We start from the raw sequence: 24,930 nt of genomic DNA, 5'->3' as shown, positions 1-24,930 counted from the left end.
TCGCGAATTGACGTGAACGGAACGTGGGCCTCCGGAGGTTGGGGGTTGGGCGGTGTGGATACGAGGGGCGCGGGGTGCGGGTGTGCCGCGATTGCTGTCGCGGCCTACACCAGTCGGACCGGCTTCTCGGGGCGGATGCCGAGGCGGGTGAGCCAGGCGCGCAGAGGCTCAGGATCTCCCTCTTCCACGAGGCTCAGGACCCGCGGGGTCAGGTCCTTGGCGCGCTCGCCGTCGACCAGGAGCGAGGGGCCGTCCAGCCAGTCGAGGCCGGGGGCGGCTCCGGCCGTGTCCACGGCGGCGCAGCACACCATCGCCGTGACGTGATCGGCCACCAACTCGCGCCCCGTACGAGGTGGTTGGAGCGGGAAGAGCGGGAGCATGCCCTCGTCCCACAGCGCACCGTCGGGCCCCTGTCCGGCGGCGGGCACGGGCGGGGCCGGGCGCTCACTCTCCTCGCGGGCCGACTCGGCACTCAGGCCGGCGGCGAGCAGAGCGGCGGGGGTGTCCTCGCGGTCCTCGGCGTCTTCGGGGTTCTCGGGGTCCTCGGGGGCGGTGGAGTCGTCGTCGGGGGAGACGGTGGGGCCGGTGTCGGCGGCGACGGTGAGGTCCCTGGCGGGGACGGTGGGATCTTCCGGGTCTACGGGGGCCACGGGGGCTACGGAGTCCGCGGCGCGCGTCGCCGTTGCGAGGTGGTCCATCACCCGGGCGAGTGTCGGGCCCTCCGGCTCGGGGGACGTGGGGTCCGCGGGGCCGCATACGCCCAGTGCGTCGAGGACGCGGTGGAGGCGCGCCGCGTCCATGCGCCACTTACGGTCCACGACCTCGTCCGGATACTCCTGCCAGTCGACCGGCGCCCAGTCGGGGCCCGGCTCGGCAGGGCCTCCGTGGAACAGCCGGGCCGCGAGCAGCGACGCCGCCTCGTCCACCAGGCCCGGCTCCTCCAGCAGATCGCAGGCGGGCCGCTCCCCGAGCCGGGAGGCGAAGCCCTCGGCGAGGCGGTCGCGCCGGGACAGCTCGGTGAGGGCGGCGACGACGCCCACGTCCAGACGGGAGGGCCAGCGCCCCATGCGCCAGGCGGGCAGCGCGACCCGGGTGAGGAGCCGGTCCCAGCCCGCGTAGGCCAGGCCCACCTGCTCCTGGGCGACGATCCGCACGCCGTAGTCCACAGTCTGTGCGCGCTCGGCGGCGGCCGCGGCGACCCCGCGCTCCATCTCGCCGGCGTGGCCCCTGCAGCTGCGAAGGAGCAGGCGCGCGACCCAGCCGACGCAACCGAGGACCGCCCGCCCCAGCGGTCCGCGACCGGGCGCCGCAGCGACGGCGACCGCCGCGTCCAGGCCCCGCACGAAGCGGCGCGCGGCCGCTATGTCCGGGTGCGCCGACGGCCCCGTACCGGCGACGACCGGGGCGAGTACGGCGCGCAGCTCGCCCACACGCATCCACCACAGGAAGGGGGAGCCGATGACCAGGACGGGCGCGGCGGGCACCCGGCCTCTGCCTGCGCCGCCCCGGATCCCCGGGCCGTCGGCGTCACGCGGGATCCGGCCCTCGTCGTCCTTGGGCCTGGGCGGTCCGTGCGCGGGATGCGTACGGTCCTCCAGCCAGCTGTCGCAGTCCGGGGTGAGCGCTATGGCCGAGGGGGCCGGTACGTCGAGCCGGTCGGCCAGATCGCGCACCAGGCGGTAGAGATCGGGGGCCCGCTCCTCGGCGATCGGCACCGTCGGGCTGACCGCCGGGCGGGCGCGGGCCACCACGAGGGCGATGCCCGCCGCCGCGGCCAGGACGACCAGGGCGACGACCGTGACGATCCACCGCGCCGTCCGCCAGCCGTCGCCGACCATGTGCCCGGTGGCGGCGCCCGCGGCCAGCACGACCGCGAAGGCCGCGGGCAGCAGGGCGACGGCCAGCGCCCTGCCGCGGATGCGCAGCACCGCGAGAGCCCGGGAGCGCGCGGCCTGCGCGCCCACCTCCGCACCCATACCGGACACGACCGACGTCACCCCCTGCTGCCTATGTTGCCTGCACCCATGGCGTTGTCCACTCCCCCACTGTGGCACCCGTCACTGACATCGCAATGCCGGTGGGCCAAGTGCCGGAACGCTTGCGCCGCACCCTAGTTGGGGCACAAGGCATCGTCAGCCGGATGGACGAGCGGTCACTCGATGGAATGGCTTTGGGCAGAGGTGGATGACATTCAGGCCCCTGATCCGCTTCGGATCAAGGGCCTGAGGTTCACGCAGGTGAGGCTTCCGGTCAGGCCTCCGCGGCCGCCTTCGCCGCGATGTCGGTGCGGTGCTGCGAGCCGTCGAGACCGATGCGCGACAGCGCCGCGTACGCGCGTTCGCGGGCCTGCGTGAGGTCCGAGCCGGTCGCGGTCACCGAGAGCACGCGGCCGCCGGCGCTGACGACGGCGTCCCCGTCCCGCTTCGTCCCGGCGTGCAGGACGTACGCGTGGGGCGCATCCTGCGCGGCCACGTCGGCGAGCCCGGTGATGGGGTCGCCGGTGCGCGGCGTCTCCGGGTAGTTGTGGGAGGCCACGACCACGGTCACGGCCGCCTCGTCGCTCCAGCGCAGGGACGGCAGGTCCGCGAGCGTGCCGTTGGCCGAGGCGAGGAGGACACCCGCGAGCGGGGTCTTGAGGCGGGCCAGGACGACCTGGGTCTCCGGGTCGCCGAACCGGGCGTTGAACTCGATGACCCGTACGCCGCGCGAGGTGATCGCGAGCCCCGCGTACAGCAGCCCCGAGAAGGCCGTGCCGCGGCGGCGCAGTTCGTCGACGGTCGGCTGGAGGACCGTCTCCATGACCTCGTCGACGAGCTTCGGGTCGGCCCACGGCAGCGGCGAATAGGCGCCCATGCCGCCGGTGTTGGGGCCCGCGTCGCCGTCGAGCGCGCGCTTGAAGTCCTGCGCGGGCTGGAGGGGGACGACGGTCACGCCGTCGGTGATCGCGAAGAGCGAGACCTCGGGGCCGTCGAGGAACTCCTCGATGACGACGCGGTCACAGGCGTTGGCGTGCGCGCGGGCGGCCTCGAGGTCGTCGGTCACGACGACGCCCTTGCCGGCCGCGAGCCCGTCGTCCTTGACGACGTACGGGGCACCGAAGGCGTCGAGCGCCTCGTCGACCTCGTCCGGGGTGGTGCAGACGTACGAGCGGGCGGTCGGCACGCCGGCCCCCGCCATCACGTCCTTGGCGAACGCCTTGGAACCCTCCAGCTGTGCGGCTTCCCCGGAGGGGCCGAAGCAGGGGATACCCGCGGCGCGTACGGCGTCGGCGACCCCTGCGACAAGGGGTGCCTCCGGGCCGACCACGACGAGGTCCGCGGCCAGCTCACCGGCCAGCCGGGCCACGGCGGCGCCGTCGAGGGCGTCGACCGGGTGCAGCTCGGCGACCTCGGCGATTCCTGCGTTGCCGGGCGCGCAGTGCAGCGCGGTGACGTCGGGGTCGAGGGACAGTGAGCGGCACAGGGCGTGTTCGCGGGCGCCGCTGCCGATGACAAGGACCTTCACGCCAGCCAGCATAGGCGGCGGGCCGGTGTGCTCTTGTACGGGCCGCCGAGCGCGGGGGCGGCGGGGGTTCGTGCATTTCTCCATGAGGCGGGGTGCCGGGGCCGATCCGGCGGCTTTCCGAAGGGACGGAGGGGGCCGCTCAGTGGGAGTGGCTGCTCTACGTAGGCATGGCCGCCTGACCCCTGCTGCCGCCGCCTACTCGTTCGTGAACTCCTCGACGACCGTCGCGCCGAGCTCGCGGACGATCAGGTCGTGGCCGGAGAGGACCGACTCGTCGAGGTCGGGGTCGTCGTCCGCCGGGATATCGTCCTCGATGGAGACCGGGGGCGGCTCCGGGGCGGCCGGTCTCGGCGCGGGGGCCGGGGCGGGGGCGGACGCCTGCGGCGCGGACCGGTCCGGGGGTCTCGGCGCGGCCGGGGCCTGGGCCTGCGGGGCCGACGGGCGCGGAGAGGTCGGGGCCGCGGGGGCACCACCGCCGCCGTGGCCCGGATAGCCGCCGCCCGGGGCGGGGGGCGGTGCCTGGCCGCCACCACCGCCGCCGCCCGAGGGGTCGACGACCGCCTCGACCTTCCAGTGGACGCCGAACTGCTCGGCCAGCGCCGTCCGCAGGACGTCTTCGCTGCCGCTGCTCGCGAAGTTGTCCCGCGCTCCGGCGTTCAGGAAGCCGAGCTGGAGGGTCGTGCCGTCGAAGCCGGTCACCTGCGCGTTCTGGCTGAGCAGGATCCAGGTGAAGCGGCGCTTGTTCTTGACCACTTCGAGGATGTTCGGCCACAGGCTGCGCGGGTCGAGCCCACCGGCGGCGGGCGGTGCCGCGGCGGGGGGCTGAGCGGGTGCCTGCGGCTGGGGCTGGGCGGGGGGCGGCGTGGGCGCCGCGGCGGAGGGCTGGCCTCCGCCGGCGCCCCCACCGGTGCCTCCACCAGTGCCTCCGCCGGTGGGCGCGGCCGTGGGCCACCCGCCGGGGCGCCTGCCGCCACCGGCCGGGGCGGCGGTGGGCCATGCGCCGGGTGCGGCCCCGGCGGGCGGCGCCGCGGGCGCGGGTTCGGCGGGCACGGCCGGAGGCGCGGACACCTGAGGAGCGGGCGCGGCCTGAGCAGCGGGAGCCGGGGCAGGAGCAGGTGCAGGAGCCGGGGCAGGAGTGGGCGCCGGAGCAGCAGGCGCGGGCGCGCTCTCGCCGCCCGGTCCGGGCCCCCGCACCGCCGCCCGGGCAGCGGCAGGACCGCCGCCCGCAGGGACCTGCGCGGCCGCACCGGGGTGGGCGTCGGGCGCGGGCACGTACCCCATGGCAGGACCGGAGCCCTGTCCCGCGGGTACGAAGTGGCCGCCGCGCTCCAGGCGGTCGAGCCTCGCCATCACGGCACGGGCGTCGTCGTACGCGGCGGGCAACAGCACGCGCGCGCAGATCAGCTCCAGCTGGAGCCGGGGCGAGGTGGCGCCCCGCATCTCCGTGAGCCCCTCGTTGACCAGGTCGGCGGCGCGGCTGAGCTCGGCGCCGCCGAAGACTCCGGCCTGGGCCTGCATCCGCTCGACGACGTCCACGGGGGCGTCGATGAGGCCCTTCTCGGCCGCGTCCGGGACGGCGGCCAGGATCACCAGGTCCCGCAGCCGCTCCAGGAGGTCGGCGACAAACCGGCGCGGGTCGTTGCCCCCCTCGATGACGCGGTCGACGACCTCGAAGGCCGCGGCGCCGTCACCCGAGGCGAAGGCCTCCACGACGGAGTCGAGCAGCGACGCGTCCGTGTACCCGAGGAGCGAGGTCGCCATGGCATACGTCACACCGTCCTCGGTCGCGGCGGCGAGCAGCTGGTCCATGACGGACATGGAGTCACGCACGGAACCGGCACCGGCCCGCACGACCAGCGGCAGCACACCCTCCGCGACGGGGATGTCCTCCTTGCCGCAGACCTCTCCGAGGTAGTCCCTGAGCGTCCCGGGCGGCACGAGGCGGAAGGGGTAGTGGTGCGTGCGCGACCGGATCGTCCCGATGACCTTCTCGGGCTCGGTGGTGGCGAAGATGAACTTGAGGTGCTCCGGCGGCTCCTCGACGACCTTCAGGAGCGCGTTGAACCCCGCCGGCGTGACCATGTGGGCCTCGTCGATGATGTAGATCTTGTAGCGGCTGCTCGCGGGCCCGAAGAAGGCCTTTTCGCGCAGGTCACGGGCGTCGTCGACACCACCGTGCGAGGCGGCGTCGATCTCGATGACGTCGATCGAACCCGGACCGTTCCTCGCCAGGTCGCGGCAGGACTGGCACTCGCCGCACGGCGTCGGCGTGGGCCCCTGCTCGCAGTTCAGGCACCGCGCGAGGATGCGCGCGCTCGTCGTCTTGCCGCAGCCGCGCGGGCCACTGAACAGGTACGCGTGATTGACCCGGTTGTTCCGCAGCGCCTGCTGCAGCGGGTCGGTCACATGTTCCTGCCCGATGACCTCGGCGAACGACTCCGGGCGATAGCGGCGGTAGAGCGCGAGAGACGACACGTATACGAGGTTATAGGCGCCCACTGACAACCACGGCCGCCGAGGGCGAACCGCCCCGGAACGCAAGACGCCCCCCACGCACCCGCCAGAGCCGACCTACCCTTGCTGCCTTCCGGCCCTGGGGGAGTTCAGTCAGATAGCGCCACGTGAGGGGCTGAGCTCCACAGTAGCGGATGCCCACCCGGAATCACGAGCCCGGTCCCCGGCCCGATCACCGCCCCCGGATCATGTTCGCGAGCACCCCCCAACGTCTTGTATTGTTTGCGGCGGAGGATTCGCCTAGTGGCCTAGGGCGCACGCTTGGAAAGCGTGTTGGGGGCAACCCCTCACGAGTTCGAATCTCGTATCCTCCGCCATTGCTCTCACCGGGCAATACGTCGAAGGGCCCCACCGCTTGCGGTGGGGCCCTTCGACGTTCTGTGGTTGCGTAGCCGGACACTCGACTGGGAGGTCCTGACATGACCAGTAAGTTCACCGAGCTTGCGATCGACTGTGCCGATCCCGACGCTCTCGCCCGGTTCTGGTGCTCGGTCCTCGGCTACGAGGTGCAGGACCAGGAGGACGGAGTTGTCATCATCGGCTCCCCGGCGGTGCCTGAAGGCAAGGACCGCCCCGGCCCGGTGCCACCGGCGTTGACCTTCGCGCGCGTGCCCGAGGGCAAGGTCGTCAAGAACAGGCTCCACATCGACGTCAACCCGGCCGACAGGGAGCAGGACGAAGAGGTCCGCCGCCTGCTCGGCCTGGGTGCCCGGCACGTCGACGTCGGGCAGGGCGATGTGAGCTGGGTCTCACTCGCCGACCCGGAGGGGAACGAGTTCTGCGTCCTTGCGACCCGTCACCCCTGACCGGGGCGCGCACGGCGTTTCCCGGCTCAGGGTTCGTCGGGGTTGGCGACGGGGAGTTGTGCGGCCTCGGTGATGTTGTCGTCGCGGACCGCGCGGGCCATCGCGGCGCGGGCCGCCGCGGGCTCCGACTCGGGAGGCACGACCAGCAGGACGAAGTAGTCCCCGTCGCCGCGGGTGACGAGGGCGGTGCCGTCGCCGACCTCGTGGGCGTCGAGATGCACCACTCGGTCGTCGATGATCAGGCGGGTCGGGAGTTCCTCCCAGGCGGCGGAGTCGAGTCCGACCCGTGTGATGGGGCCGAGACGTGAGGTCAACTCCGTGATCAGAGCGGGCAGCTCGGCCGCGATGTTGTGGGACCGGGGCCACCATGCGCCGTCGAGGAGCCCTTCGCGGGACTGGGTGGTCTCCAGCCTCAGCAGGGGCGTTCCGGGTTTCGCGCCTTGTTGGGCCGCGTCCGGCAGAAGCAGTGGGGGCTGGTGGGGGGTGTCGGATTCAGCCATGGTGGTTCGCCCGCCTCGGTCGTACGGCCGACGCCCACCGTGTGGCCGTACCGATGAAGGGGCGGGCGTCGACCGGCGCGATGCCGTCGTAGCTTCACGGTAACCCCAGGGGCCCCGCCCACGCGCGTCGCAGCGGGCCGCGACCGGCGGCGGCCGGAGTTACCGTTAAAGCAGTGGAAAGCGGGAGGTGACGGCCATGGAGGCGATCATCCTCATCGGCGCCATCGTTCTCGTGACCCTCATGGGCATGCGCCTGATCCACCGGATCAACGCCCGGCACGACGCACGCATCGCCTCGCACACCTTCAGCGATGCCATGCCGGGAGTCGGCAGACGGAGCCGCAAGCACCACCGGCGGGTCCCCGAAGACCCCTCCGGCCCGGTCGACCCGGGCTGACCCCGGCTTACCAGGGCTGCGTCAATCCTCCTGCCGTGGCTCCAGGTGTTCCACCACTTTCGTCAGGTCGCTGACCGCCTGCTCGATCTTCTGGCGGACGCTCTTCTGTTCGGTGAGGATCGCCGCGAGCAGGAGCGCGGTGAGCGCAGCCGAGCCGTTGAGTGCCTGGAGGTTGAACATGACCTCGAAGAGGGTGTGGTCGGCGAACGGACCGACGTGGTCGGTGGCCGCCGAGATCCCCAGTACGGACACGAACAGCACGCACGGCGCCGCCCCCGCGAGCTGGAAGCGCAGCGCCGCCCATGTGAGCAGCGGGAAGACGAGGAAGAGCAGGGCGAGCGGGCTTCTCGTGGCCAGGGGGGCGATGACGACGGCGGTGACCACCAGGGCCGCGACCTCCGGCCACCGGTGGGTGTTCCAGGGGAGCCGGGCCCTGCTCAGCGCGATCAGCAGCGGGGTGCCGACGAGTACGCCCATCGCGTCGCCGGCCCACCACGCCGCCCACACCGGCCAGAACGCGCTCCACGCCAGCTTGCCGGTGAGCGTCAGCACTCCCGTACCGACGGTGGCGCTGAGCAGTATCGGCAGCAGTCCGCCCAGGAAGACCAGGGCGACCCCGTCCCGCAGCCGGTCCAGCTCGATACGGAAGCCGACCTTGCGCAGCAGCAGGTAGGCACACACCGGAGCGAGGGTGTTCGCGGCGACGATCCCGAGGTCGGACAGGCTGAAGGGGCCGATCGACGAGATGAGCAGGAAGGTGCCGAGCGCGATGCCCGGCCAGATCCGCAGGCCCATCCAGAGCAGGCAGGTGACGGCGACGCCCGTCGGGAGCCAGAGCGGGGTGACGACCGCGCCTTCGAGGACGATCCGCTGCCACAGGCCGAGCCGTCCGGTCGCGTAGTAGGCGGCGGCGACGGCGAGGACCCTCAGCAGGGCCTCGGAGAGGCGTCGGAGTTCCTCGGTGCGCACCACTGGATCACATAATCACTCCCGTCCCGCGGTGGAGCGTGACACGCGCCGCCGGGGGCCCGCTGTCACCCGGGCAGGACCGCCGGTGGCGGGTCGTGGCGCAGGACGAGTACCGCGGAGTCGTCCTGGTGGCCGGTGCAGTCGGCGACCTTCATCACCGCGGCGGCCAGTTCCGCGGGTTCGGCGCCCGCCCCGGCCGCGACGACCCGGGCCACCCGCTCCAGGCCCGCCTCGATCGGGAACCGGGGGCCTTCGACGACGCCGTCGGTGACCAGGACGTACGCGCCCGCCGTCGAGAGGCGGTGCCGGGTGACCGGGTAACTGGACCCGGGCAGCATGCCCAGCGGCAGCCCGCCTTCGTCCACCGCGATGCCGTACCGGCCGTCGACCGTGGCCCAGATGGCGGGGACGTGGCCCGCGCGGGCGGACTCCAGTACCCAGGTCGTCGGGTCGAAGCGGAGAAAGCTGCAGGTCGCGAAGAGATCGCGGTGCATCGACAGCAGCAGGTCGTTGGCCTGGGCGAGCGCCTCGCCGGGGTCCGGGGCGAAGGCGGCCACCGCGCGCAGGGCGATGCGGATCTGCCCCATGAAGGCGGCGGCCTCGACGTCGTGCCCCTGTACGTCCCCGATGGAGAACCCGAGGGCGCCGTCGGGGGTGGCGAAGGCGTCGTACCAGTCCCCGCCGATGTCCAGTCCGTGGCGGGCCGGCGAGTATCTGGCGGCGGTCCGCAGTCCCGGCAGGGCGGGCAGGGAGGCGGGGAGCATCTCGCGCTGGAGGGCTTCCGCCAGTTCGACCCGCGCGTGCTGGAGTTCCGCCCCGGCGCGTGCCTGTGCGGCAAGGCGGCCGAGCCTGGTCAGCAGGTCGTCGGCGCTCTCGGGCTGGCTGGGACGACGCTGCGTCATGGACCGCTCCGGATACGGAAAACCCCGGCTTCATCATATTTCCGTGGCGTCCCCACCGCCGCTCAGCTCCTGGACCTCGCCGTACGTCGGCGCCGCGGGGGCTGCGACGTACCGGCCCGCCCGTACGTCAAGCGCCGCCGTGACCGCGGCGCCGAGTGCCGCGCGGAACAGGAGCGAGCCGAGGCTGACCCGGCGGACGCCCAGGGCGGCGAGCTCGGGGACGGTGGGGCCTGCGGGGGAGTAGAGGATGTTGAGGGGGATGCCGGACGGGCGCAGGTACGCCACGAGTTCCTGGATCGCGGCCGGGTCGGTGAGGCCCGGTACGAAGACGCCGTCGGCGCCCGCCTGCCGGTAGGCGTCGAGCCGGTGCCGGGTCTCCGGCTCCGGCGCGGTCCGCGGGTCCGGGAGCCAGTACGTGTCCGTGCGGGCGTTGACGAACAGGTCCGGTACGGCGGCCTTGACCGCGGCGATCTTCGCCGCGTGGACGGGGGCCGGGGTGAGGGTGCCGTCGGCCCTGCCGTCCTCCAGGTTGATCCCCACCGCGCCCGCCTGCGCCAGCTCACGGGCGAGGCCGGCGACCTCGGCCGGGTCGTCGCTGAACCCGCCCTCCGCGTCCACGGACAGCAGGAACGCTCCCCCGCCCAGGCGACGGGCCAGGCGCAGGGTCTCCTCGCGCGTGGCGGCGTGGCCGTCGGGGAGCCCGGCCGCGGCGGCCACGCCGAGGCTCGTCGTGCCGATCGCGGCGAACCCCTGCCCGGCGAGCGCGGCGGCGGAGGCGTGGTCCCAGGCGTTGGGGAGGAGGAGGGGGCCGTCGGGGTCGTGGTGCAGGGCTTTGAAGACCATGCACCGCACGCTAGGCGCGGAATGGTTCGGCGCCCGCCGAAGTGTCCGGGAGCGGCGGGCGCCCCTCAGTCGTTGACCGCCGTCAGCAGCACCGCCGCGTCCGTGACCGCGCGCAGGCCGTGCCGTTCCTGCGGGAGCAAGTGGAGCCGGCCCTCCGTGAGCGTCACGTCGCCCGAGACCGCCGTCAGCACGACCTCGCCCCGCAGGATCTGGAGCGTCGCGGCGGGCGGCGCGTTGTGCTCCTCCAGGACCTGGCCCGCCGTCAGGGCGATCACGCTCTGGCGGAGGGTCTCCTCGCGGAGCAGGAGATGCGCGCTGCGGCCGTGGGGGGAGGTCCGGGCTGCGGCGACGTGCTTGTCGGCGAGAGCGTTCAGGTCGTACGTCGTGGTCATGCTTCCAGCGTCCCCCCGGGACCGGCCCCCCGCCACAGGCGCGTGCAGCCCTTACCTCCCGCAGTGCTCCGCCACCAGGTCGGCGAAGGCCCTCGCCAGCGGGGTGAGCGTGGCCCAGCGCCGGACCGCCCAGCCGACGGCGAGGGGCGGCAGGTCCGGTACGGGGACGAGGACCGGGCCGCCGGCGCGGTCCGGGTCGCGCCAGCCGGGCAGTTCGGGGACGAGGGCGTGGCCGAGGCCCAGTTCGGCGAGGTGCACGGCGGTGGCCCAGTCGGCGACGCCCGCGTCGGACCCGGCCGTCCTGGCGATTCCGAGCCCGGTGAAGTGCCGGTCGAGATGGGAGCGCGACGTGGACTGTTCGGGCGGCCTGATGAGGTGGGCGGCGGCCAGGTCGTCGGGGCCGATCCGGGTCCGGCCGGCCAGCGGATCGTCGGGGCGCATCGCGAGGACCCAGGGGAGTTCGACGACGGGGCGCTGCTCGACGCCGCGTTCCGGCGCGCCGATGGTGACCCACGCGAGGTCGAGGTCGTGCGCGGCGAGCGCCTCGTAGGCGCTGTGGCTGGAGCTGACCGTCTGGAATTCCAGGCTCGCCCGGGGGTGGCGGCGCCGGAAGCCGACGATGGCCTCGGACATGAAGTGGCGCACGGTCGTCGCGCCCGTGGTGACGCGCACCGCGCCGCTCTCGCCGCGGGCCAGGTCGCGCAGGCGGCGCAGCGCGACGTCGATGCCGCCGATGCCCTCGGCGGCCGCGGTCTGCAGGATGCGCCCCGCGGGGGTCGGCAGGACACCGCGGGCGTGCCGTTCGAGGAGGCTGACGCCCACCTCCCGTTCGAGGCGGCGGATGTGCTGGCTCACCGCCGACTGCGTACAGGAGAGGTCGCGGGCGACGGCGCTGAGGCTGCCCGCCGCGCACACGGCGACGTAGACACGGAGATCGTCGAAGGTCACGGCGCCAACGTAGCCATGCGGGCCCTTCCAAGCCAGAGCTTGGTGCTTCTCAAGTAATTCCTAGGATTGACTTGGGTCTTGGGCTCCGAAACGATCTCGGGCGTGGATGCACTTGAAGCAGTGGCCGTCGGAGCGGCCGGTGTCGCCGCCGGCGCGATCAACGCGGTGGTCGGCTCCGGAACGCTCATCACCTTCCCTACGCTCCTCGCGTTCGGCTATCCGCCGGTGCTCGCCAACGTGTCGAACAACATCGGCCTCGTACCGGGCGTGCTCAGCGCCGCGTACGGCTACCGGCGCGAGCTGAAGGGGCAGAAGAAGCGGCTGCTCCGCTTCGGTACGGCCTCGCTGATCGGCGGGATCACGGGCGCGCTCCTGCTGCTGAAGCTGCCGGCCGACGCGTTCACCTCGGTGGTGCCCGTCCTCATCCTGGCCGCCTGTGTCCTCGTCGTGCTCCAGCCCCGGCTCAGCCGCTGGTCGAAGGAGCGCCAGGCCACGGCGACGCGCACCGACGGCGGCGTGCCCATGTGGCTCGGGGTGCTGGGGACCGGCGTCTACGGCGGCTATTTCGGCGCCGCGCAGGGCGTGCTGCTCATGGGCATGTTCGGCAGCTTCCTCCAGGACGACCTCCAGCGCCTCAACGGGGCGAAGAACGTCCTGGCCTCGATCGTGAACGGGGTCGCGGCGGTCATCTTCATCGCCGTCGCCGACGTCGACTGGGTGGCGGCCGCGGTGATCGCCGTCGGCTCCACGCTGGGCGGCCTGACCGGCGCCAAGTTCGGCCGCAGGCTGCCCCCGGCGGTCCTTCGCGCGGTGATCGTCGTGGTCGGCGTCACCGCCTCGATCATCTTGCTCGTACGGGGCTGAGCCTGCGGGCCGTCAGCGCTTGAGGAACGCGATCCGGGCCCGCTTCTCCGGGAGGAACACCTCCGGCAGGTCGATCTCCGGGAGCACGATCTCGGGGCCGAGTTCGAAGCCCGCGCGCTCCAGGAGCGCGACGGCCTTCGTGTTGCGCGCGTCGGGCTCGACCACGATCCGCCGCTTGCCGTGCCCTTCGAGCGCGTATGCGACGAGGACGGTCATGAGCGCTCCGGTGAAGCCGCGGACGGCTCCGCCGGTGGCCGGGGCGATCAGGAAGTGCACGCCGATGTCGCCGTCCTCGACCTCGTAGCACTCGCTGACCCGGTCGGCCTCGGGCTCGTACGTCTGGAAGAGCGCGACGGGTTCGCCGTCGAGGCGGACGAGGTGGGCGTGGTGCGTGGTGAGCGAGTCGAGGTGTTCGTACGTCTCGCGCACCTGCTCGCGGCTCGCGCCCTCCATGCCCCAGAACCGGGCGCGCTCCTCGCGCACCCAGCCGTGGATCACGTCGAGGTCGGCGGCGGGGTCGACCGGGCCGACGCGGACGGTGCCGAACCCTTCGACGGTCTGCTCGTACACGGCGCTCTCGCGCATGGGGGTCTCCTTGGTGAGGCGGTTCCAGTCGGTGATCACGGGGACCAGGCCGCCCCGCAGCCACAGGGGGAGCTGGTCGCGGCGGTGCGGGGAGCCGGGGATTCCGCAGGCGCCGAGCGGAACGACCCACAGGCTGTTCGCACGGTCGGCGACGTCCCACACGTAGCGGGCGGCCGGGCCGCGGGCGCTTCGGTCGGTGACGCCGGGGACGCTCGACGTGGACAGGACGCAGTCGTGGTCGCCGGGCAGGCCCGGACCGGCCTCATCGCCGTCGGGCAGTGCCCGCCAGGCGGCGAGCCGGTGCCGGTCGCCCCAGGTCTCCCCGGTCGCCGTGGCAGCCCCGGCGGCTTCCTCGACCGCCTCGCCGACGATCATCTCCCGATCGATATCCGGGAATTGACTGGTCGTCAGCAATGTCTCCAGCGCGTACGCGATGCGCGGCGCGAGGGCCAGCCACGGCCGGAAGACCTCCGGGTACGCCTCCCCCATCCCCGTGAGCGGCGCGAACGCGGGGTGCGCGGCCAGCTTCCGTACGACCGCCGCCCGCACCCGCGCGTACGCGGCGGCGTCCGTGCTGTCCGCGTCCATGTGCCGGTCCCAGGCGAGCAGCCGCTTCCTCAGCGCCTCGGCTTCGGGGCCGAGGCCGTCGAGGCGGGCGACGAGGTCGAGCAGCGGGCGGGCGGAGGCGAGGCGGGTGTCGGTGTGGACGGCGGCCATGCCGGGCGCCGTCCACACCTCCTGCGCGTCGAGCAGTTCCCGTATGCGGTCCGCCCGGTGCGGCGGCGCGAACTCGATGCCGAGGGGCGCGGCCAGGCCCCGCTGGTTCGCCATGACCGCGACGGTGCCGACCGGCTCGCGGGGCAGCTCGCGCAGGCCGCGCCAGGCGTGCCGGGGCTCGTGGGCGGGGACGACGCGGAGCAGGTTCTCGGGGTCGCGCTCGGGCACGGCGCCCGCGACGCGGTGCAGGAGACCGCCCTCGGTGTCGGCGGCCTGGACGACGTTGACGGGCTCGGCCCAGCGGTCGAAGGCCCGGTCCACGTCGGCGACGGTGCGGGCGCGGAGCAGGGCGGGCAGCGCGGCGAACCCCAAGTCCTCGCGTACGCGCGGTGGCTGGCGCAGCGCGATGCCCTCGCCCTCGTCGGGACCGCCGATGACGACCGTCCCGCGCTCGGTCTCGACGACCTCGACCTCCTGCGGCTGCGCGCCCGCCACCTCGAAGGTCTCCATGCTGCGGAACGCGGGCCGCCACCCGTCGGGCCCGAGCGCCTCCACGCCACCGTCCGGGAGCCGCCGCAGCCGCTCCCGGTACAGGTCCTGGTAGTCCGCCATCGCGTTGGTGATCGCCCAGGCGACGGTGCCGGTGTGGCCGAAGTGGCCGATGCCGGGCACGCCGGGGACGGCGAGGCCCACGACGTCGTACTCCGGGCAGGCGAGCCGTATTTGCTGGTAGACGCCCGGGTCCTCGATGTAGCGGTGCGGGTCGCCCGCGATCAGAGGGCCGCCGGTGGCGGTGCGGTCGCCGGTGACGAGCCAGCCGTTGCTGCCTGCGGTGCCGGGGCCGTCCGTGGCGAAGAGGCCGACGGCTCCGGGCCCGATGCGGCGTACGACCTCGTCACGCCAGAGCTTGCCGGGGAAGCCGGTGAACAGGATGTGTGTGGAGAGCCAGATGCCGAGGGGTGTCCAGGGCTGCCAGCGCCCCGGTCCGAGGCCGGCGCGGGCGAACTCCGGTGCGGCGCCGCCGAGTTCCCGCAGTCCGGCGTCGACCCCTGCCACGTACGCGTCGAGCCAGCCTCGCGTCTCCTCGTCGAGCGCGCGGTAGCAGCGCCGGGCCGTGTCGTTGATACGGGCCTGGCGGGCGAACCGGTCCCAGCCGGCGGCCTCCTGCCCGAGGAAGGCGGCGGACGTGCCCTGTGAGCGGTGCCGCTCGACCTCGATCTGCCAGGCCCGGTCGGCGGCGGCGTTGCGCCCCTGGGCGTGGGCCAGTTCCCGCACGCTGTCAGCACGGAGGTGAGGTATGCCCCACTCGTCCCGGTAGACCTCGACGCTCACGCTTTCCCCGCCCCGCCTTCACCCGCCTTACAGATTAGGGCAGCCTAACCTAAGCCGGAAAGGGGTGCGCCCGGGCCCACGCCGCGCGATCATCGACACATGGACGTCACTCTGCACCTCGCCCAGGAGCCGGACGCCGACGCACTCCTCGGCCGGAGCCCGCTGGCCGCGCTCGTCGGCATGCTGCTCGACCAGCAGGTCCCCATGGAGTGGGCGTTCGCGGGCCCGCACACGATCGCCCAGCGCCTCGGCGCCGACGATCTCGACGCGCACGAGATCGCCTCGTACGACCCCGAGGCCTTCGCCGAGCTGCTGTCCGCGAAGCCGGCCGTACACCGCTACCCCGGCTCCATGGCCAAGCGGATCCAGCAGCTGTGCCAGTACCTCGTCGAGCACTACGACGGGGACGCGAGCGCCGTCTGGGAAGGCGTCAAGGACGGCAGGGAACTGCTCAAGCGACTCAACGACCTGCCCGGCTTCGGCACGCAGAAGGCCCAGATCTTCCTCGCCCTGCTCGGCAAGCAGCTCGGGGTGCGCCCCAAGGGCTGGCGCGAGGCCGCGGGCGCGTACGGCGAGGCGAAGTCCTTCCGGTCGGTCGCGGACATCACGGGACCCGACTCGCTCACGAAGGTGCGGGCGCACAAGCAGGAGATGAAGGCGGCGGCGAAGGCGGCCAAGGCCGCGGGGAGGTAGGACCCGAAGCAGGTCCCGCCGCGCGTCAGCACACGCCGCGTCCCGTAGCCCATGAGGGCGGATCTCAACTGCGTTGATCGTCTTCGGGGCGAAGCCGGGGGACATTTACGTCCATGAGCACGCGCGCCTCCCCCGCGGGCGCGGGCCGCCGCACCGCGCGCCGGCCCGCGTGGGCCCGGGCGCTGCTCGTCCTCGTCGCACTCCTCGGCATGGCGTTCGCGTCCGCTGTCCCATGCACCGAGGCCGCGGCCGCGCACACCCCGTCCTCCTCCACCGAACCCGGCGAGCTCCACCAGGACGCCCCCGACACCGCGCTGCGCCTGCCGACGGGGCACGCCACGCGCCTCCCCGCCGAACGCGCCACCCCCGTGCCCCGTGCGCGCCCCTCCACGCCACTCGCGCGCCCCCGTGCGCCCCGCGCCACCCTCAACTCCCTGAACGTCCTGCGCTGCGTCGTCCTGCGCTGCTGACAGCACGGCTCCGCCCTCCCGGCGGACCGAGCCTGCTCACCCCCCACGCACGACAAGGACGACACCCTCATGCCCATCGACCCTTACGCGGTCCTGCGCGCCCTCCTGCGCGCCGAAGCGGCACGCGACGGACGCGCCGTACTCCCCGCACACGAGACCCCGGACCCCGAGCAACCGACCGACGACAAGACCCAGGACACGGACCCGCAGGACCGCGTCTGATCTCTCACGGCGATGGTCCCGGCCCCGCACCCGCGGGACCGGGACCATCCCCGCGGCGTAAGGCCTTACCTCCGCCGCGTCCCGAAAAGAGACCGCGAGATCTCCCGCCCCAGCTGCGTACCGACCGACCGGGCAAGCGACTTGAAGATCCCGCTGCCCACCACCTGCTCCACGACCGACGCGTCCTCCTTGGACTTCCCGCGCCCCCCGGAACCCCGCGCCGCCGCCTTCTCGGCCTTCTCGGCCTTCGCCGCCCGAGCCGCCTGCGCCTCGGCGTCCTTGCGCGCCTGCGTCTCGGCCTCCTGGGCCGTCAGCTTCTCGTACGCAGACTCACGGTCAACGGCGTTCGCGTAGCGCGGGTACAGGACCGACTCCTTCACGGCCCGGTCGAGCGCGGCCGCGTCGATGGGCCCCATCAGCGACTCGGGCGCCCGCAGCCGGGTCGCGGCGACGGGCGTCGGCGCGCCCTTCTCGCTCAGCACGGTGACCACGGCCTCGCCCGTACCGAGCGAGGTCAGCAACTCCTCGAGGTCGTACGCGGAGTGGGGGAACGTCCTGACCGTCGACTTCAGCGCCTTCTGGTCGTCGGGCGTGAAGGCGCGCAGCGCGTGCTGGACGCGGTTGCCGAGCTGGGCGAGGACGTCGGACGGCACGTCCTTCGGCGTCTGCGTCACGAAGAACACGCCCACGCCCTTGGACCGGATCAGCCGCACGGTCTGCGTGATCGCCTCCAGGAACGCCTTGGACGCGCCGCTGAAGAGCAGATGCGCCTCGTCGAAGAAGAAGACCAGCTTCGGCTTCTCCACATCGCCGACCTCGGGAAGGTCCTGGAAGAGATCCGCGAGCAGCCACATCAGGAACGTCGAGAAAAGGTGCGGCTTGTCCTGCACGGCGGGCAGTTCGAGTACGGAGACCAGGCCGCGGCCGTCCGGGGCCGTGCGCAGCAGTTCGCTGCTGTCGAACTCGGGCTCGCCGAAGAAGTCGCCCATGCCCTGCTGCTCGAACGCGGTCAGCGCGCGCAGGATCACCCCCGCCGTCGTGGTGGAGAGCCCGCCGATGGTCTTCAGCTCCTGCTTGCCCTCGTCGGAGGTGAGGAACGTGACGACCGCGCGCAGGTCCTTGAGGTCGACGAGTTCGAGGCCCTTCTGGTCCGCGTAGTGGAAGATCAGGCCGAGCGACTGCTCCTGCGTCTGGTTGAGCTGGAGGCACTTGGAGAGCAGGACCGGGCCGAAGCCGGTGATGGTGGCCCGCAGGGGGATGCCGGGGCCGATGCCGCCGAGCGCGTAGAACTCACTCGGACAGCCGGTCGCCCGCCACTCCTGACCGACCTCGGCCGACCGCTGCGTCACCCTCTCGCCCGGCTCACCCGGGGCGGAGATGCCGGAGACGTCGCCCTTGATGTCGGCGAGGAAGACGGGGACGCCCTGCGCGGCCAGCTGCTCGGCGATGAGCTGGAGCGTCTTGGTCTTGCCGGTGCCGGTGGCGCCCGCGACGAGGCCGTGCCGGTTGAGCATCCCCAGCGGAATCCGGATCTGCGCGTCCGGCAGGCACTGCCCGTCCCACACGAGCGCGCCGAGATCGAGCGCGGGCCCGGTGAAGGCGTACCCGGAGGCGATCTCCAGGGCCGGGGCGGGGAGGGCGGCGGCGGTCGTGACGGCTTCGGGGGCGATGGTTCCGGTTTCGGGGGCGGTGGTTCCGGGCGTCAACTCGGCGCCCCCGTCTACCCCTGAAGAAGGCTCCGCATTCGCCGGCGCAGCCGGGATCGGCTCACTGTCACTCATTTCTGGCCCCTGTCCCCGGATTGAGTGTTCCCGGTTTGCCCCTGTTTAGGACGTCATTTCCCAGCCTCGCACTCCGTCTCCATGGCTGCGCCCGGAGAGCCGGGCCCGGTAGGCTTTCCGTGTGATCTTCAAGCGCATCGGAAACGGCCGGCCGTACCCCGACCACGGCCGGGAAAGCACCCGGCAGTGGGCGGACGTCGCGCCGCGCCCGGTCCGCCTCGATCAGCTCGTGACGACCAAGGGCCAGCTCGACCTCGAGACGCTCCTCGCCGAGGACTCGACGTTCTACGGCGACCTCTTCGCGCATGTCGTGAAGTGGCAGGGCGATCTCTACCTCGAGGACGGTCTGCACCGCGCCGTGCGCGCCGCGCTCCAGCAGCGCCAGGTGCTGCACGCCCGCGTCCTGGAGCTCGGCTGAGCGGCGGGCCATGGGCCCGCGTTGACCCGTTCGGGTAGTACCTGGCGCGGGCCAATGATCATTTAGTAGGAATCACCGCCGGGGCGCACTACGCTGCGCCCATGAGCATGCTCACTCCCCCCGGCATGGGCGGCAAGTACCGCATCACGGGAGACAAATATCCGCGTATGCGCCGGAGCCGCGGGCGCAGCAGGATCGTGCTCGCCGTCGTCGCCTCCGTCGTGGCGGTCGGCCTGATCGGCTGGGGCACTCTGCAGCTGATCGACGTCTTCACCGGCGGCGGTGACAAGGCCTCGGCCGCGGGAGCCACCGGCGACTGCCGGACGAAGACCTCCGCATCGCCCTCCGCGAGCCCGAAGATCCTGCCGAAGCCCGGCCAGGTCACGGTCAACGTCTTCAACGCCACGCCCCGCAGCGGCCTCGCCAAACAGACGGCGGACGAGCTGAAGAAACGTGGCTTCACCATCGGCGACGTGGGCAACGCGACGAAGGCGTACGACAAGAAGGTCAAGGGCCCCGGGCTGCTGCTCGGCGCCAAGGGCGCCACCGATGCCGCGCTGCCGGTCCTCGGCACGCAGCTCTCCGGCGCCGAGCTGAAGACCGACACCCGCGCGAAGCCGGCCGAGGTCGACCTGATCATCGGCACCGCGTTCAAGCAGCTCACGACGAAGGCGGACGCCGACAAGGCCCTGGCCGCACTGGCCAAGTCCTCACCGACGCCCGCCACGTCGAAGAAGCACTGCTGAACTGCTGAACCGAACTGCTGAACTGAACTGCTGAACCGAACGACCGAGGGGTCCCGTGAGGTGGTCCCGTACGGGGTGGCTACTCGGCCGCCCCGTACATGCGGTCGCCCGCGTCGCCGAGGCCCGGGACGATGTACCCGTTCTCGTTGAGCCGCTCGTCGACCGAGGCCGTCACGACCGTCACCGGCGTGCCGGCGAGCTCGCGCTCCATGATCTCCACGCCCTCGGGGGCGGCGAGCAGCACCACGGCCGTCACGTCGTCCGCGCCGCGCTTGATCAGCTCCTGGATCGCCGCGACGAGCGTGCCGCCGGTGGCCAGCATCGGGTCGAGGACGTAGACCTGACGCCCGGACAGGTCGTCCGGCATGCGCGTCGCGTACGTGGACGCCTGGAGCGTCTCCTCGTCGCGCACCATGCCGAGGAAGCCCACCTCGGCGGTCGGCAGCAGCCGCACCATGCCGTCGAGCATGCCGAGACCGGCCCGCAGGATCGGCACGACCAGGGGCCGCGGGTAGGAGAGCTTCACGCCGGTCGTGCCCGAGACCGGGGTCTCGATGTCGACCTGCTCGGTGCGCACGTCCCTGGTGGCCTCGTACGCGAGCAGGGTGACCAGCTCGTCGGCGAGGCGCCGGAAGGTCGGGGAGTCGGTGCGCTTGTCGCGCAGCGTGGTGAGTTTGTGCGCCACCAGCGGGTGGTCGACGACATGGATCCGCATGTCCTCAACAGTAACCGGGTCCGGGCCGCACCCGTGCTGGCATCAAACCCGCCATCGGAGGGAACGTGGAAATGGCGGACTGGGGTGGTGTGCCTATGCCGGATCAGGGACAGCACGACCGGGGACAGGACCCGGAGCCGGAGGAGACCGAGGACGAGCGCCTGCGGCGCCGCGCCCAGTTCCTGCGGGAACTCCGGGAGGCGCGCGAGCTGCGCGACCGGGTCCGCCCACGCCGTGCCAGGGCGGCACGAATGCGGCAGCAGATGCGCATGCGCACGTTCCGCTGGTGACGCCGCGCGAACACAGCGGGCGGAAGACCTCTCCTGAAGCGATGGTTTCTGCCACGATTCCGATTGGGCGGGGCTCGGAACTGCACACCCCGCCTCCCGAGTCCGCCGGGGGGAACTCCAACCGGCACACCTGAGACCAGTGGGAGAGTCACGGTGTACTTCGCCGCACTGCTCGCGCGCACCGAAGACGGGTGGGAAGCGAGCGATACAGAGCTCGACGACGTGGAGGCCCTGTCGGATCTGACCGACCTGGCCCGTGAAGCCTCGGCCGGTGCCGAGGACGACACAGTGCTCGTCTTCATCGAACAGGAGGACGCCTGGTTCGGCGTCGTCCGTGTGGACGGCGAGGAGGATCCTCGTATCTACGTCTCCGACGCGGCCGCGGCCGCCCGGAGTTCGTACGGCGAGATCCTGCTCACCGACGAACTGCTCGGAAAGGATCCCGACCAGGACGAGCTGGACGCCCTGGACCTCGACGGGACCGAGGACGGCGAGCCCGACCCGGCCGACGAGGACGAGGCCGGGGACGACGACGCGGCGGGCGCCACCGCCGAGGCCGTGCCCCCGGGCCCGATCGGGGACCGGCTGATCCTCGCTGACCTCGGAGTCTCCGAGAAGGAGCTCCTCGCCCTCGACACCAACGACGCCCTCAGCGAGATCGCCGAGGTCCTGGGAGCGGCGGAGGTCCTCGAAACGGTCCGATAGGTCCTGCCCGTCCATCATTTGTCCATTTCTCCACGACAATGCCGGTGCCGGCCGCGGTCGGCTACATTCCGCCCGTGAGCACCGCAGAACAGGCACCGGACCCCGTACGCGATCCCTGGCGGCAGGCCATGCGCCTCGCCGTCCGGGAGGCGCGGCTCGCCGCCGAGGGCGGTGACGTGCCCGTGGGGGCCGTCGTGCTCGCCCCGGACGGCACGACCGTGCTCGCCTCGGGGCACAACGAGCGCGAGGCGACCGGGGACCCGACCGCGCACGCGGAGGTGCTCGCGATCCGGCGGGCGGCCGCGGCGCTCGGGGAGTGGCGGCTCACGGGGTGCACGCTCGTCGTGACCCTGGAGCCGTGCACGATGTGCGCGGGCGCCCTCGTGCAGTCCCGGGTCGACCGGGTCGTCTACGGGGCGCGTGACGAGAAGGCCGGGGCGGCCGGGTCCCTGTGGGACGTCGTCCGCGACCGGCGCCTCAACCACCGCCCCGAAGTGATCGAGGGCGTACTCGCGGACGCGTGCGCGCAGCAGCTCACGTCCTTCTTCCGGGACCGCCAGCCGGGGCGCCGGAACGCCCCGCGGGCGGGCCTGTGACGGGCCCCCCGGATACGGATTTCAGACCACGGCCCGACTTGGGCTAGGATCTCTCTCGGTAGCGTGTCCGAGCGGCCGAAGGAGCTCGCCTCGAAAGCGAGTGTGGGGAAACTCACCGAGGGTTCAAATCCCTCCGCTACCGCTGACAACGCCCCTCTTCCCCGGGTCACCGGAGAAGAGGGGCGTTCTGCATGTCCGGCCATGTCCAGCCGCACGCAGACCGATCGGGCAAAACGCCCCGCCCGCCGGGCCGTTGGCGGGAAAATCGGATAACCGGATGAACAGACGTCCGGGATACACTCACGCCCGGCAACAGGGGTCACACGGGACACGGGCACGGGGAGGCCAGAGCGTGGTGCAGACGAAAAAAATAGGTCTCTTCGTCGTCGTCGTGTTCGTCCTCTACGTGATCATCACGGACCCGGCCAAGGCCGCGGACTACGTCCAGATAGGCTTCGAGGGCGTCTCGACCGCTGCTCAGAGCATCGGCGACTTCATGACCTGGGTCGTCAACGGCGGCGGGAACTGAGCGACCTCGTAAGCGTCTGCAAGGAGTGCCCGTGATCCGCCATCTGGTCCTCTTCAAGCTCAACGAGGGCGTCGGGCGCGACGAGCCTCGCGTCGTCGAGGGCGTCAAGGCCTTCCGCGCACTCGGCGGGCAGATCCCGGAACTGACGTTCTGGGAGTGCGACTGGAACATCACCGACCGCCCCATCGCGTACGACTTCGCCATCAACTCGGCGGTCGAGGACACCGATGCGCTCAAGCGGTACATCGAGCACCCGGCGCACCAGGCCGGCGTCGCGCAGTGGCGCGAGTTCGCCACGTGGGTGATCGCGGACTACGAGTTCTGAGCGAATCGCACGGCAAAGCGGCCCTTCACCGGAACGGTGAAGGGCCTTTCTGTATCTAATGCCCCAACTTGCCCTTCAACACGTAGTTATGCGGTGCTTGCACACAGTGCACCTGTCTTGTGATGCTATGACCGCTTTTGACGGATGAGTTGACCGACGAGCTGACGGAGACAGAGGTGACGTTGACCGTGCCGGCCAGTACAGCGCCTCAAGCACCGCCCGCGAAGAGCCGGGGCGCCGACACCCGTGCGCTCACCCAGGTCCTCTTCGCCCAGCTCAAGGACCTGCTGCCGGGGACCCCCGAGCACACCAGGGTGCGCGCCGCCCTCATCGAGGCCAACCTGCCGCTCGTGCGGTACGCGGCGGCCCGCTTCCGCAGCCGCAACGAGCCGATGGAGGACGTCGTCCAGGTCGGCACGATCGGACTCATCAACGCGATCGACCGCTTCGACCCCGAGCGGGGCGTGCAGTTCCCGACGTTCGCGATGCCGACCGTCGTCGGCGAGATCAAGCGCTACTTCCGCGACAACGTGCGCACGGTCCACGTGCCGCGCCGGCTCCATGAGTTGTGGGTGCAGGTGACCGGCGCGACCGAGGACCTCACCACGGCGTTCGGGCGCACCCCCACCACCGCCGAGATCGCCGAGCGCCTGCGCATCGCCGAGGACGAGGTCCTGGCGTGCATCGAGGCCGGTCGCTCGTACCACGCGACCTCACTGGAGGCGGCCCAGGAGGGCGACGGGATGCCCGGCCTGCTCGACCGGCTCGGCTACGAGGACCCGGAGCTCGACGGCGTCGAACACCGCGATCTCGTACGGCATCTGCTCGTTCAGCTGCCCGAGCGTGAGCAGCGGATCCTGCTGCTGCGCTATTACAGCAATCTGACGCAGTCACAGATCAGCGCGGAATTGGGCGTTTCCCAGATGCATGTGTCAAGACTGCTGGCCAGAAGCTTCGCGCGGCTCAGGTCCGCAAACAGGATCGAAGCGTAACCGGAACGGGTGGAGTGCCTTTCCCGGCACTTCCCCGCCGAAATACGTCAGTTCCCCGCCACACCCCCCTTTTCCTGCACCGATTCACCCCATCCATGTCGACATGTCACTACAGCGTGTTGCCGACATGTGACATTCTGCTGGAACCGCGTTTGCCGCAGCCCCGGCTCCGGTATTCAGGTGGAGGCTGCGTTCCTTCCAGACGGGAGCGCCCGCCGCGACCGTCCGCGACCTCAAGGGGGTGGCATGTCCGCAGACCAGGGCAGCTCGAAGGTGCTCACGCTCACCAAGAGCGCATCCGCGCCCGACGTGCTTCACAGCTCGCCTGTATCCGGGGCTTCCGAAGCCATCGACACCCGCACCCTGTCCCGCTCCCTCTTCCTGCGGCTCGCCGCACTCGACGAGAACAGCCCCGAGCGTGCCTACGTGCGGGACACCCTCATCGAGCTGAACCTCCCGCTGGTCCGGTACGCGGCGGCGCGCTTCCGCAGCCGTAACGAACCGATGGAGGACATCGTCCAGGTCGGCACGATCGGCCTGATCAAGGCGATCGACCGCTTCGACTGCGAACGCGGCGTGGAATTCCCGACGTTCGCGATGCCGACCGTCGTCGGCGAGATCAAGCGCTTCTTCCGCGACACGTCCTGGTCGGTGCGGGTGCCGCGCCGGCTCCAGGAGCTGCGGCTCGCGCTGACCAAGGCGAGCGACGAGCTGGCCCAGAAGCTGGACCGCTCGCCGACCGTGCCCGAGCTGGCCGCGGTGCTCGGCGTCTCCGAGGACGACGTGGTCGACGGGCTCGCGGTGGGCAACGCCTACACCGCCTCCTCCCTCGACTCCCCGGCGCCCGAGGACGACGGCGGCGAGGGCTCGCTCGCGGACCGCCTCGGCTACGAGGACACGGCCCTGGAGGGCGTGGAGTACCGCGAGTCGCTCAAGCCGCTGCTCGCCAAGCTTCCGCCGCGCGAGCGCCGCATCATCATGCTGCGCTTCTTCGCGAACATGACGCAGTCGCAGATCGGCGAGGAGGTCGGCATCTCGCAGATGCACGTGTCGCGCCTGCTCACGCGGACCCTGTCGCAGCTCAGGGAAGGCCTGATCGCCGACTGAGGCACCGCGCGCGGCGCCGGTGCCGTTGACGGGGTTCCGAATTGACGGACCGTCAGACACACTGGCGC

At 72.1% G+C, this 24,930-nt stretch carries 27 protein-coding genes, 2 tRNA genes and 1 other RNA gene; 17 read left to right on the top strand and 13 right to left on the bottom strand.

Annotated elements, in window-relative coordinates; translation table 11 throughout:
- Positions 1-104: 104 nt before the first annotated feature.
- The 4 genes from OHA58_RS18555 to ffs all read right to left on the bottom strand — a co-directional run bounded on the left by OHA58_RS18555 (position 105) and on the right by ffs (position 6,137).
- Entirely contained in the window at positions 105-1,976 is a 1,872-nt protein-coding gene (locus tag OHA58_RS18555; RefSeq protein WP_405485033.1) for a hypothetical protein, read from the bottom strand.
- 274 nt (positions 1,977-2,250) lie between these two features.
- Complete coding sequence (purD, locus tag OHA58_RS18550; RefSeq protein ID WP_405480025.1) at positions 2,251-3,504, bottom strand: phosphoribosylamine--glycine ligase; 1,254 nt, start codon at positions 3,502-3,504, stop codon at positions 2,251-2,253.
- A gap of 195 nt (positions 3,505-3,699) precedes the next feature.
- Complete coding sequence (locus OHA58_RS18545) at positions 3,700-5,979, bottom strand: DNA polymerase III subunit gamma and tau (RefSeq protein WP_405480023.1); 2,280 nt, start codon at positions 5,977-5,979, stop codon at positions 3,700-3,702.
- 63 nt (positions 5,980-6,042) lie between these two features.
- Positions 6,043-6,137, bottom strand: an RNA gene (gene ffs / locus OHA58_RS18540) — signal recognition particle sRNA small type.
- 110 nt (positions 6,138-6,247) lie between these two features.
- Here ffs and OHA58_RS18535 point away from each other — a divergent pair.
- A tRNA-Ser gene (locus tag OHA58_RS18535) sits at positions 6,248-6,335 on the top strand.
- A 102-nt stretch (positions 6,336-6,437) separates the two neighbouring features.
- A complete protein-coding gene (locus OHA58_RS18530; RefSeq protein WP_405480022.1) occupies positions 6,438-6,824 on the top strand; it encodes a VOC family protein in 387 nt (128 codons plus the stop codon).
- A gap of 26 nt (positions 6,825-6,850) precedes the next feature.
- Here the strand turns inward: OHA58_RS18530 and OHA58_RS18525 are convergent, their stop codons facing one another.
- Entirely contained in the window at positions 6,851-7,324 is a 474-nt protein-coding gene (locus tag OHA58_RS18525) for a DUF5994 family protein (protein ID WP_405480020.1), read from the bottom strand.
- A gap of 196 nt (positions 7,325-7,520) precedes the next feature.
- Between OHA58_RS18525 and OHA58_RS18520 the strand changes: the two genes are divergently transcribed.
- Positions 7,521-7,721: a hypothetical protein gene (locus tag OHA58_RS18520; protein ID WP_405480018.1), complete on the top strand. Its 201-nt coding sequence runs from the start codon at positions 7,521-7,523 to the stop codon at positions 7,719-7,721.
- Between the two features lie 21 nt (positions 7,722-7,742).
- On the opposite strand, the gene OHA58_RS18515 is transcribed toward OHA58_RS18520, so the two are convergent.
- The 5 genes from OHA58_RS18515 to OHA58_RS18495 all read right to left on the bottom strand — a co-directional run bounded on the left by OHA58_RS18515 (position 7,743) and on the right by OHA58_RS18495 (position 11,775).
- A complete protein-coding gene (locus OHA58_RS18515; protein ID WP_405480016.1) occupies positions 7,743-8,693 on the bottom strand; it encodes an MASE1 domain-containing protein in 951 nt (316 codons plus the stop codon).
- Positions 8,694-8,755: 62 nt separating this feature from the next.
- Positions 8,756-9,592, bottom strand: coding sequence for a PP2C family protein-serine/threonine phosphatase (locus OHA58_RS18510; protein ID WP_405480015.1), 837 nt, complete (start codon positions 9,590-9,592; stop codon positions 8,756-8,758).
- 33 nt (positions 9,593-9,625) lie between these two features.
- Positions 9,626-10,435: an isocitrate lyase/phosphoenolpyruvate mutase family protein gene (locus OHA58_RS18505; protein ID WP_405480013.1), complete on the bottom strand. Its 810-nt coding sequence runs from the start codon at positions 10,433-10,435 to the stop codon at positions 9,626-9,628.
- Positions 10,436-10,500: 65 nt separating this feature from the next.
- The gene (locus OHA58_RS18500) at positions 10,501-10,827 is read right to left on the bottom strand and encodes a cupin (protein WP_405480012.1); all 327 of its coding nucleotides are present in this window, start codon (positions 10,825-10,827) and stop codon (positions 10,501-10,503) included.
- 51 nt (positions 10,828-10,878) lie between these two features.
- Positions 10,879-11,775: a LysR family transcriptional regulator gene (locus OHA58_RS18495; RefSeq protein ID WP_405480010.1), complete on the bottom strand. Its 897-nt coding sequence runs from the start codon at positions 11,773-11,775 to the stop codon at positions 10,879-10,881.
- A 102-nt stretch (positions 11,776-11,877) separates the two neighbouring features.
- Here OHA58_RS18495 and OHA58_RS18490 point away from each other — a divergent pair, with 102 nt between their 5' ends.
- On the top strand, positions 11,878-12,639 hold the full coding sequence (locus OHA58_RS18490) for a sulfite exporter TauE/SafE family protein (protein WP_405480009.1): 762 nt from the start codon (positions 11,878-11,880) through the stop codon (positions 12,637-12,639).
- A 12-nt stretch (positions 12,640-12,651) separates the two neighbouring features.
- Here the strand turns inward: OHA58_RS18490 and OHA58_RS18485 are convergent, their stop codons facing one another.
- Complete coding sequence (locus OHA58_RS18485; protein WP_405480007.1) at positions 12,652-15,273, bottom strand: GNAT family N-acetyltransferase; 2,622 nt, start codon at positions 15,271-15,273, stop codon at positions 12,652-12,654.
- Positions 15,274-15,372: 99 nt separating this feature from the next.
- On the opposite strand from OHA58_RS18485, the gene OHA58_RS18480 reads away from it, so the two are divergent.
- The 3 genes from OHA58_RS18480 (at position 15,373) to OHA58_RS18470 (ending at position 16,658) form a co-directional block, all read left to right on the top strand.
- Complete coding sequence (locus OHA58_RS18480; protein ID WP_405480005.1) at positions 15,373-15,966, top strand: HhH-GPD-type base excision DNA repair protein; 594 nt, start codon at positions 15,373-15,375, stop codon at positions 15,964-15,966.
- 113 nt (positions 15,967-16,079) lie between these two features.
- Positions 16,080-16,436 (top strand): hypothetical protein, encoded by a 357-nt coding sequence (locus OHA58_RS18475; protein ID WP_405480004.1) that lies wholly within the window; start codon positions 16,080-16,082, stop codon positions 16,434-16,436.
- 69 nt (positions 16,437-16,505) lie between these two features.
- A complete protein-coding gene (locus OHA58_RS18470; protein WP_405480003.1) occupies positions 16,506-16,658 on the top strand; it encodes a hypothetical protein in 153 nt (50 codons plus the stop codon).
- Between the two features lie 65 nt (positions 16,659-16,723).
- Here OHA58_RS18470 and OHA58_RS18465 read toward each other — a convergent pair whose 3' ends face one another.
- On the bottom strand, positions 16,724-18,439 hold the full coding sequence (locus tag OHA58_RS18465; protein WP_405480002.1) for a helicase HerA-like domain-containing protein: 1,716 nt from the start codon (positions 18,437-18,439) through the stop codon (positions 16,724-16,726).
- A gap of 121 nt (positions 18,440-18,560) precedes the next feature.
- On the opposite strand from OHA58_RS18465, the gene OHA58_RS18460 reads away from it, so the two are divergent.
- Positions 18,561-18,857, top strand: a complete 297-nt coding sequence (locus OHA58_RS18460; RefSeq protein WP_003955420.1) for a type II toxin-antitoxin system VapB family antitoxin — start codon at positions 18,561-18,563, stop codon at positions 18,855-18,857.
- Positions 18,858-18,958: 101 nt separating this feature from the next.
- Entirely contained in the window at positions 18,959-19,603 is a 645-nt protein-coding gene (locus tag OHA58_RS18455; protein ID WP_405480001.1) for a LytR C-terminal domain-containing protein, read from the top strand.
- Between the two features lie 79 nt (positions 19,604-19,682).
- Here OHA58_RS18455 and upp read toward each other — a convergent pair whose 3' ends face one another.
- Positions 19,683-20,318, bottom strand: a complete 636-nt coding sequence (gene upp / locus OHA58_RS18450; protein ID WP_266672158.1) for a uracil phosphoribosyltransferase — start codon at positions 20,316-20,318, stop codon at positions 19,683-19,685.
- 95 nt (positions 20,319-20,413) lie between these two features.
- Here upp and OHA58_RS18445 point away from each other — a divergent pair, with 95 nt between their 5' ends.
- From OHA58_RS18445 to OHA58_RS18410, 8 genes are all read left to right on the top strand, one after another.
- On the top strand, positions 20,414-20,608 hold the full coding sequence (locus OHA58_RS18445; protein ID WP_405480000.1) for a hypothetical protein: 195 nt from the start codon (positions 20,414-20,416) through the stop codon (positions 20,606-20,608).
- Between the two features lie 153 nt (positions 20,609-20,761).
- On the top strand, positions 20,762-21,313 hold the full coding sequence (locus OHA58_RS18440) for a hypothetical protein (protein ID WP_405479999.1): 552 nt from the start codon (positions 20,762-20,764) through the stop codon (positions 21,311-21,313).
- 38 nt (positions 21,314-21,351) lie between these two features.
- A complete protein-coding gene (gene tadA, locus OHA58_RS18435) occupies positions 21,352-21,909 on the top strand; it encodes a tRNA adenosine(34) deaminase TadA (RefSeq protein WP_405479998.1) in 558 nt (185 codons plus the stop codon).
- Between the two features lie 57 nt (positions 21,910-21,966).
- Positions 21,967-22,051, top strand: a tRNA-Ser gene (locus OHA58_RS18430).
- A 210-nt stretch (positions 22,052-22,261) separates the two neighbouring features.
- Positions 22,262-22,438 (top strand): hypothetical protein, encoded by a 177-nt coding sequence (locus OHA58_RS18425; protein WP_116512180.1) that lies wholly within the window; start codon positions 22,262-22,264, stop codon positions 22,436-22,438.
- 31 nt (positions 22,439-22,469) lie between these two features.
- Positions 22,470-22,763, top strand: coding sequence for a Dabb family protein (locus OHA58_RS18420; RefSeq protein WP_405479996.1), 294 nt, complete (start codon positions 22,470-22,472; stop codon positions 22,761-22,763).
- 176 nt (positions 22,764-22,939) lie between these two features.
- Positions 22,940-23,755, top strand: coding sequence for an RNA polymerase sigma factor SigF (locus tag OHA58_RS18415; RefSeq protein WP_405479995.1), 816 nt, complete (start codon positions 22,940-22,942; stop codon positions 23,753-23,755).
- A gap of 246 nt (positions 23,756-24,001) precedes the next feature.
- On the top strand, positions 24,002-24,862 hold the full coding sequence (locus OHA58_RS18410; protein ID WP_405479993.1) for an RNA polymerase sigma factor SigF: 861 nt from the start codon (positions 24,002-24,004) through the stop codon (positions 24,860-24,862).
- Positions 24,863-24,930 lie beyond the last annotated feature (68 nt).

Origin of the sequence: Streptomyces sp. NBC_00009, assembly GCF_045040855.1 — a bacterium.
Lineage (GTDB): Bacteria > Actinomycetota > Actinomycetes > Streptomycetales > Streptomycetaceae > Streptomyces > Streptomyces aureus.
The sequence above is the reverse complement of the archived record's forward strand: the minus strand, read 5'-3'. Positions and strand labels throughout refer to the sequence as shown.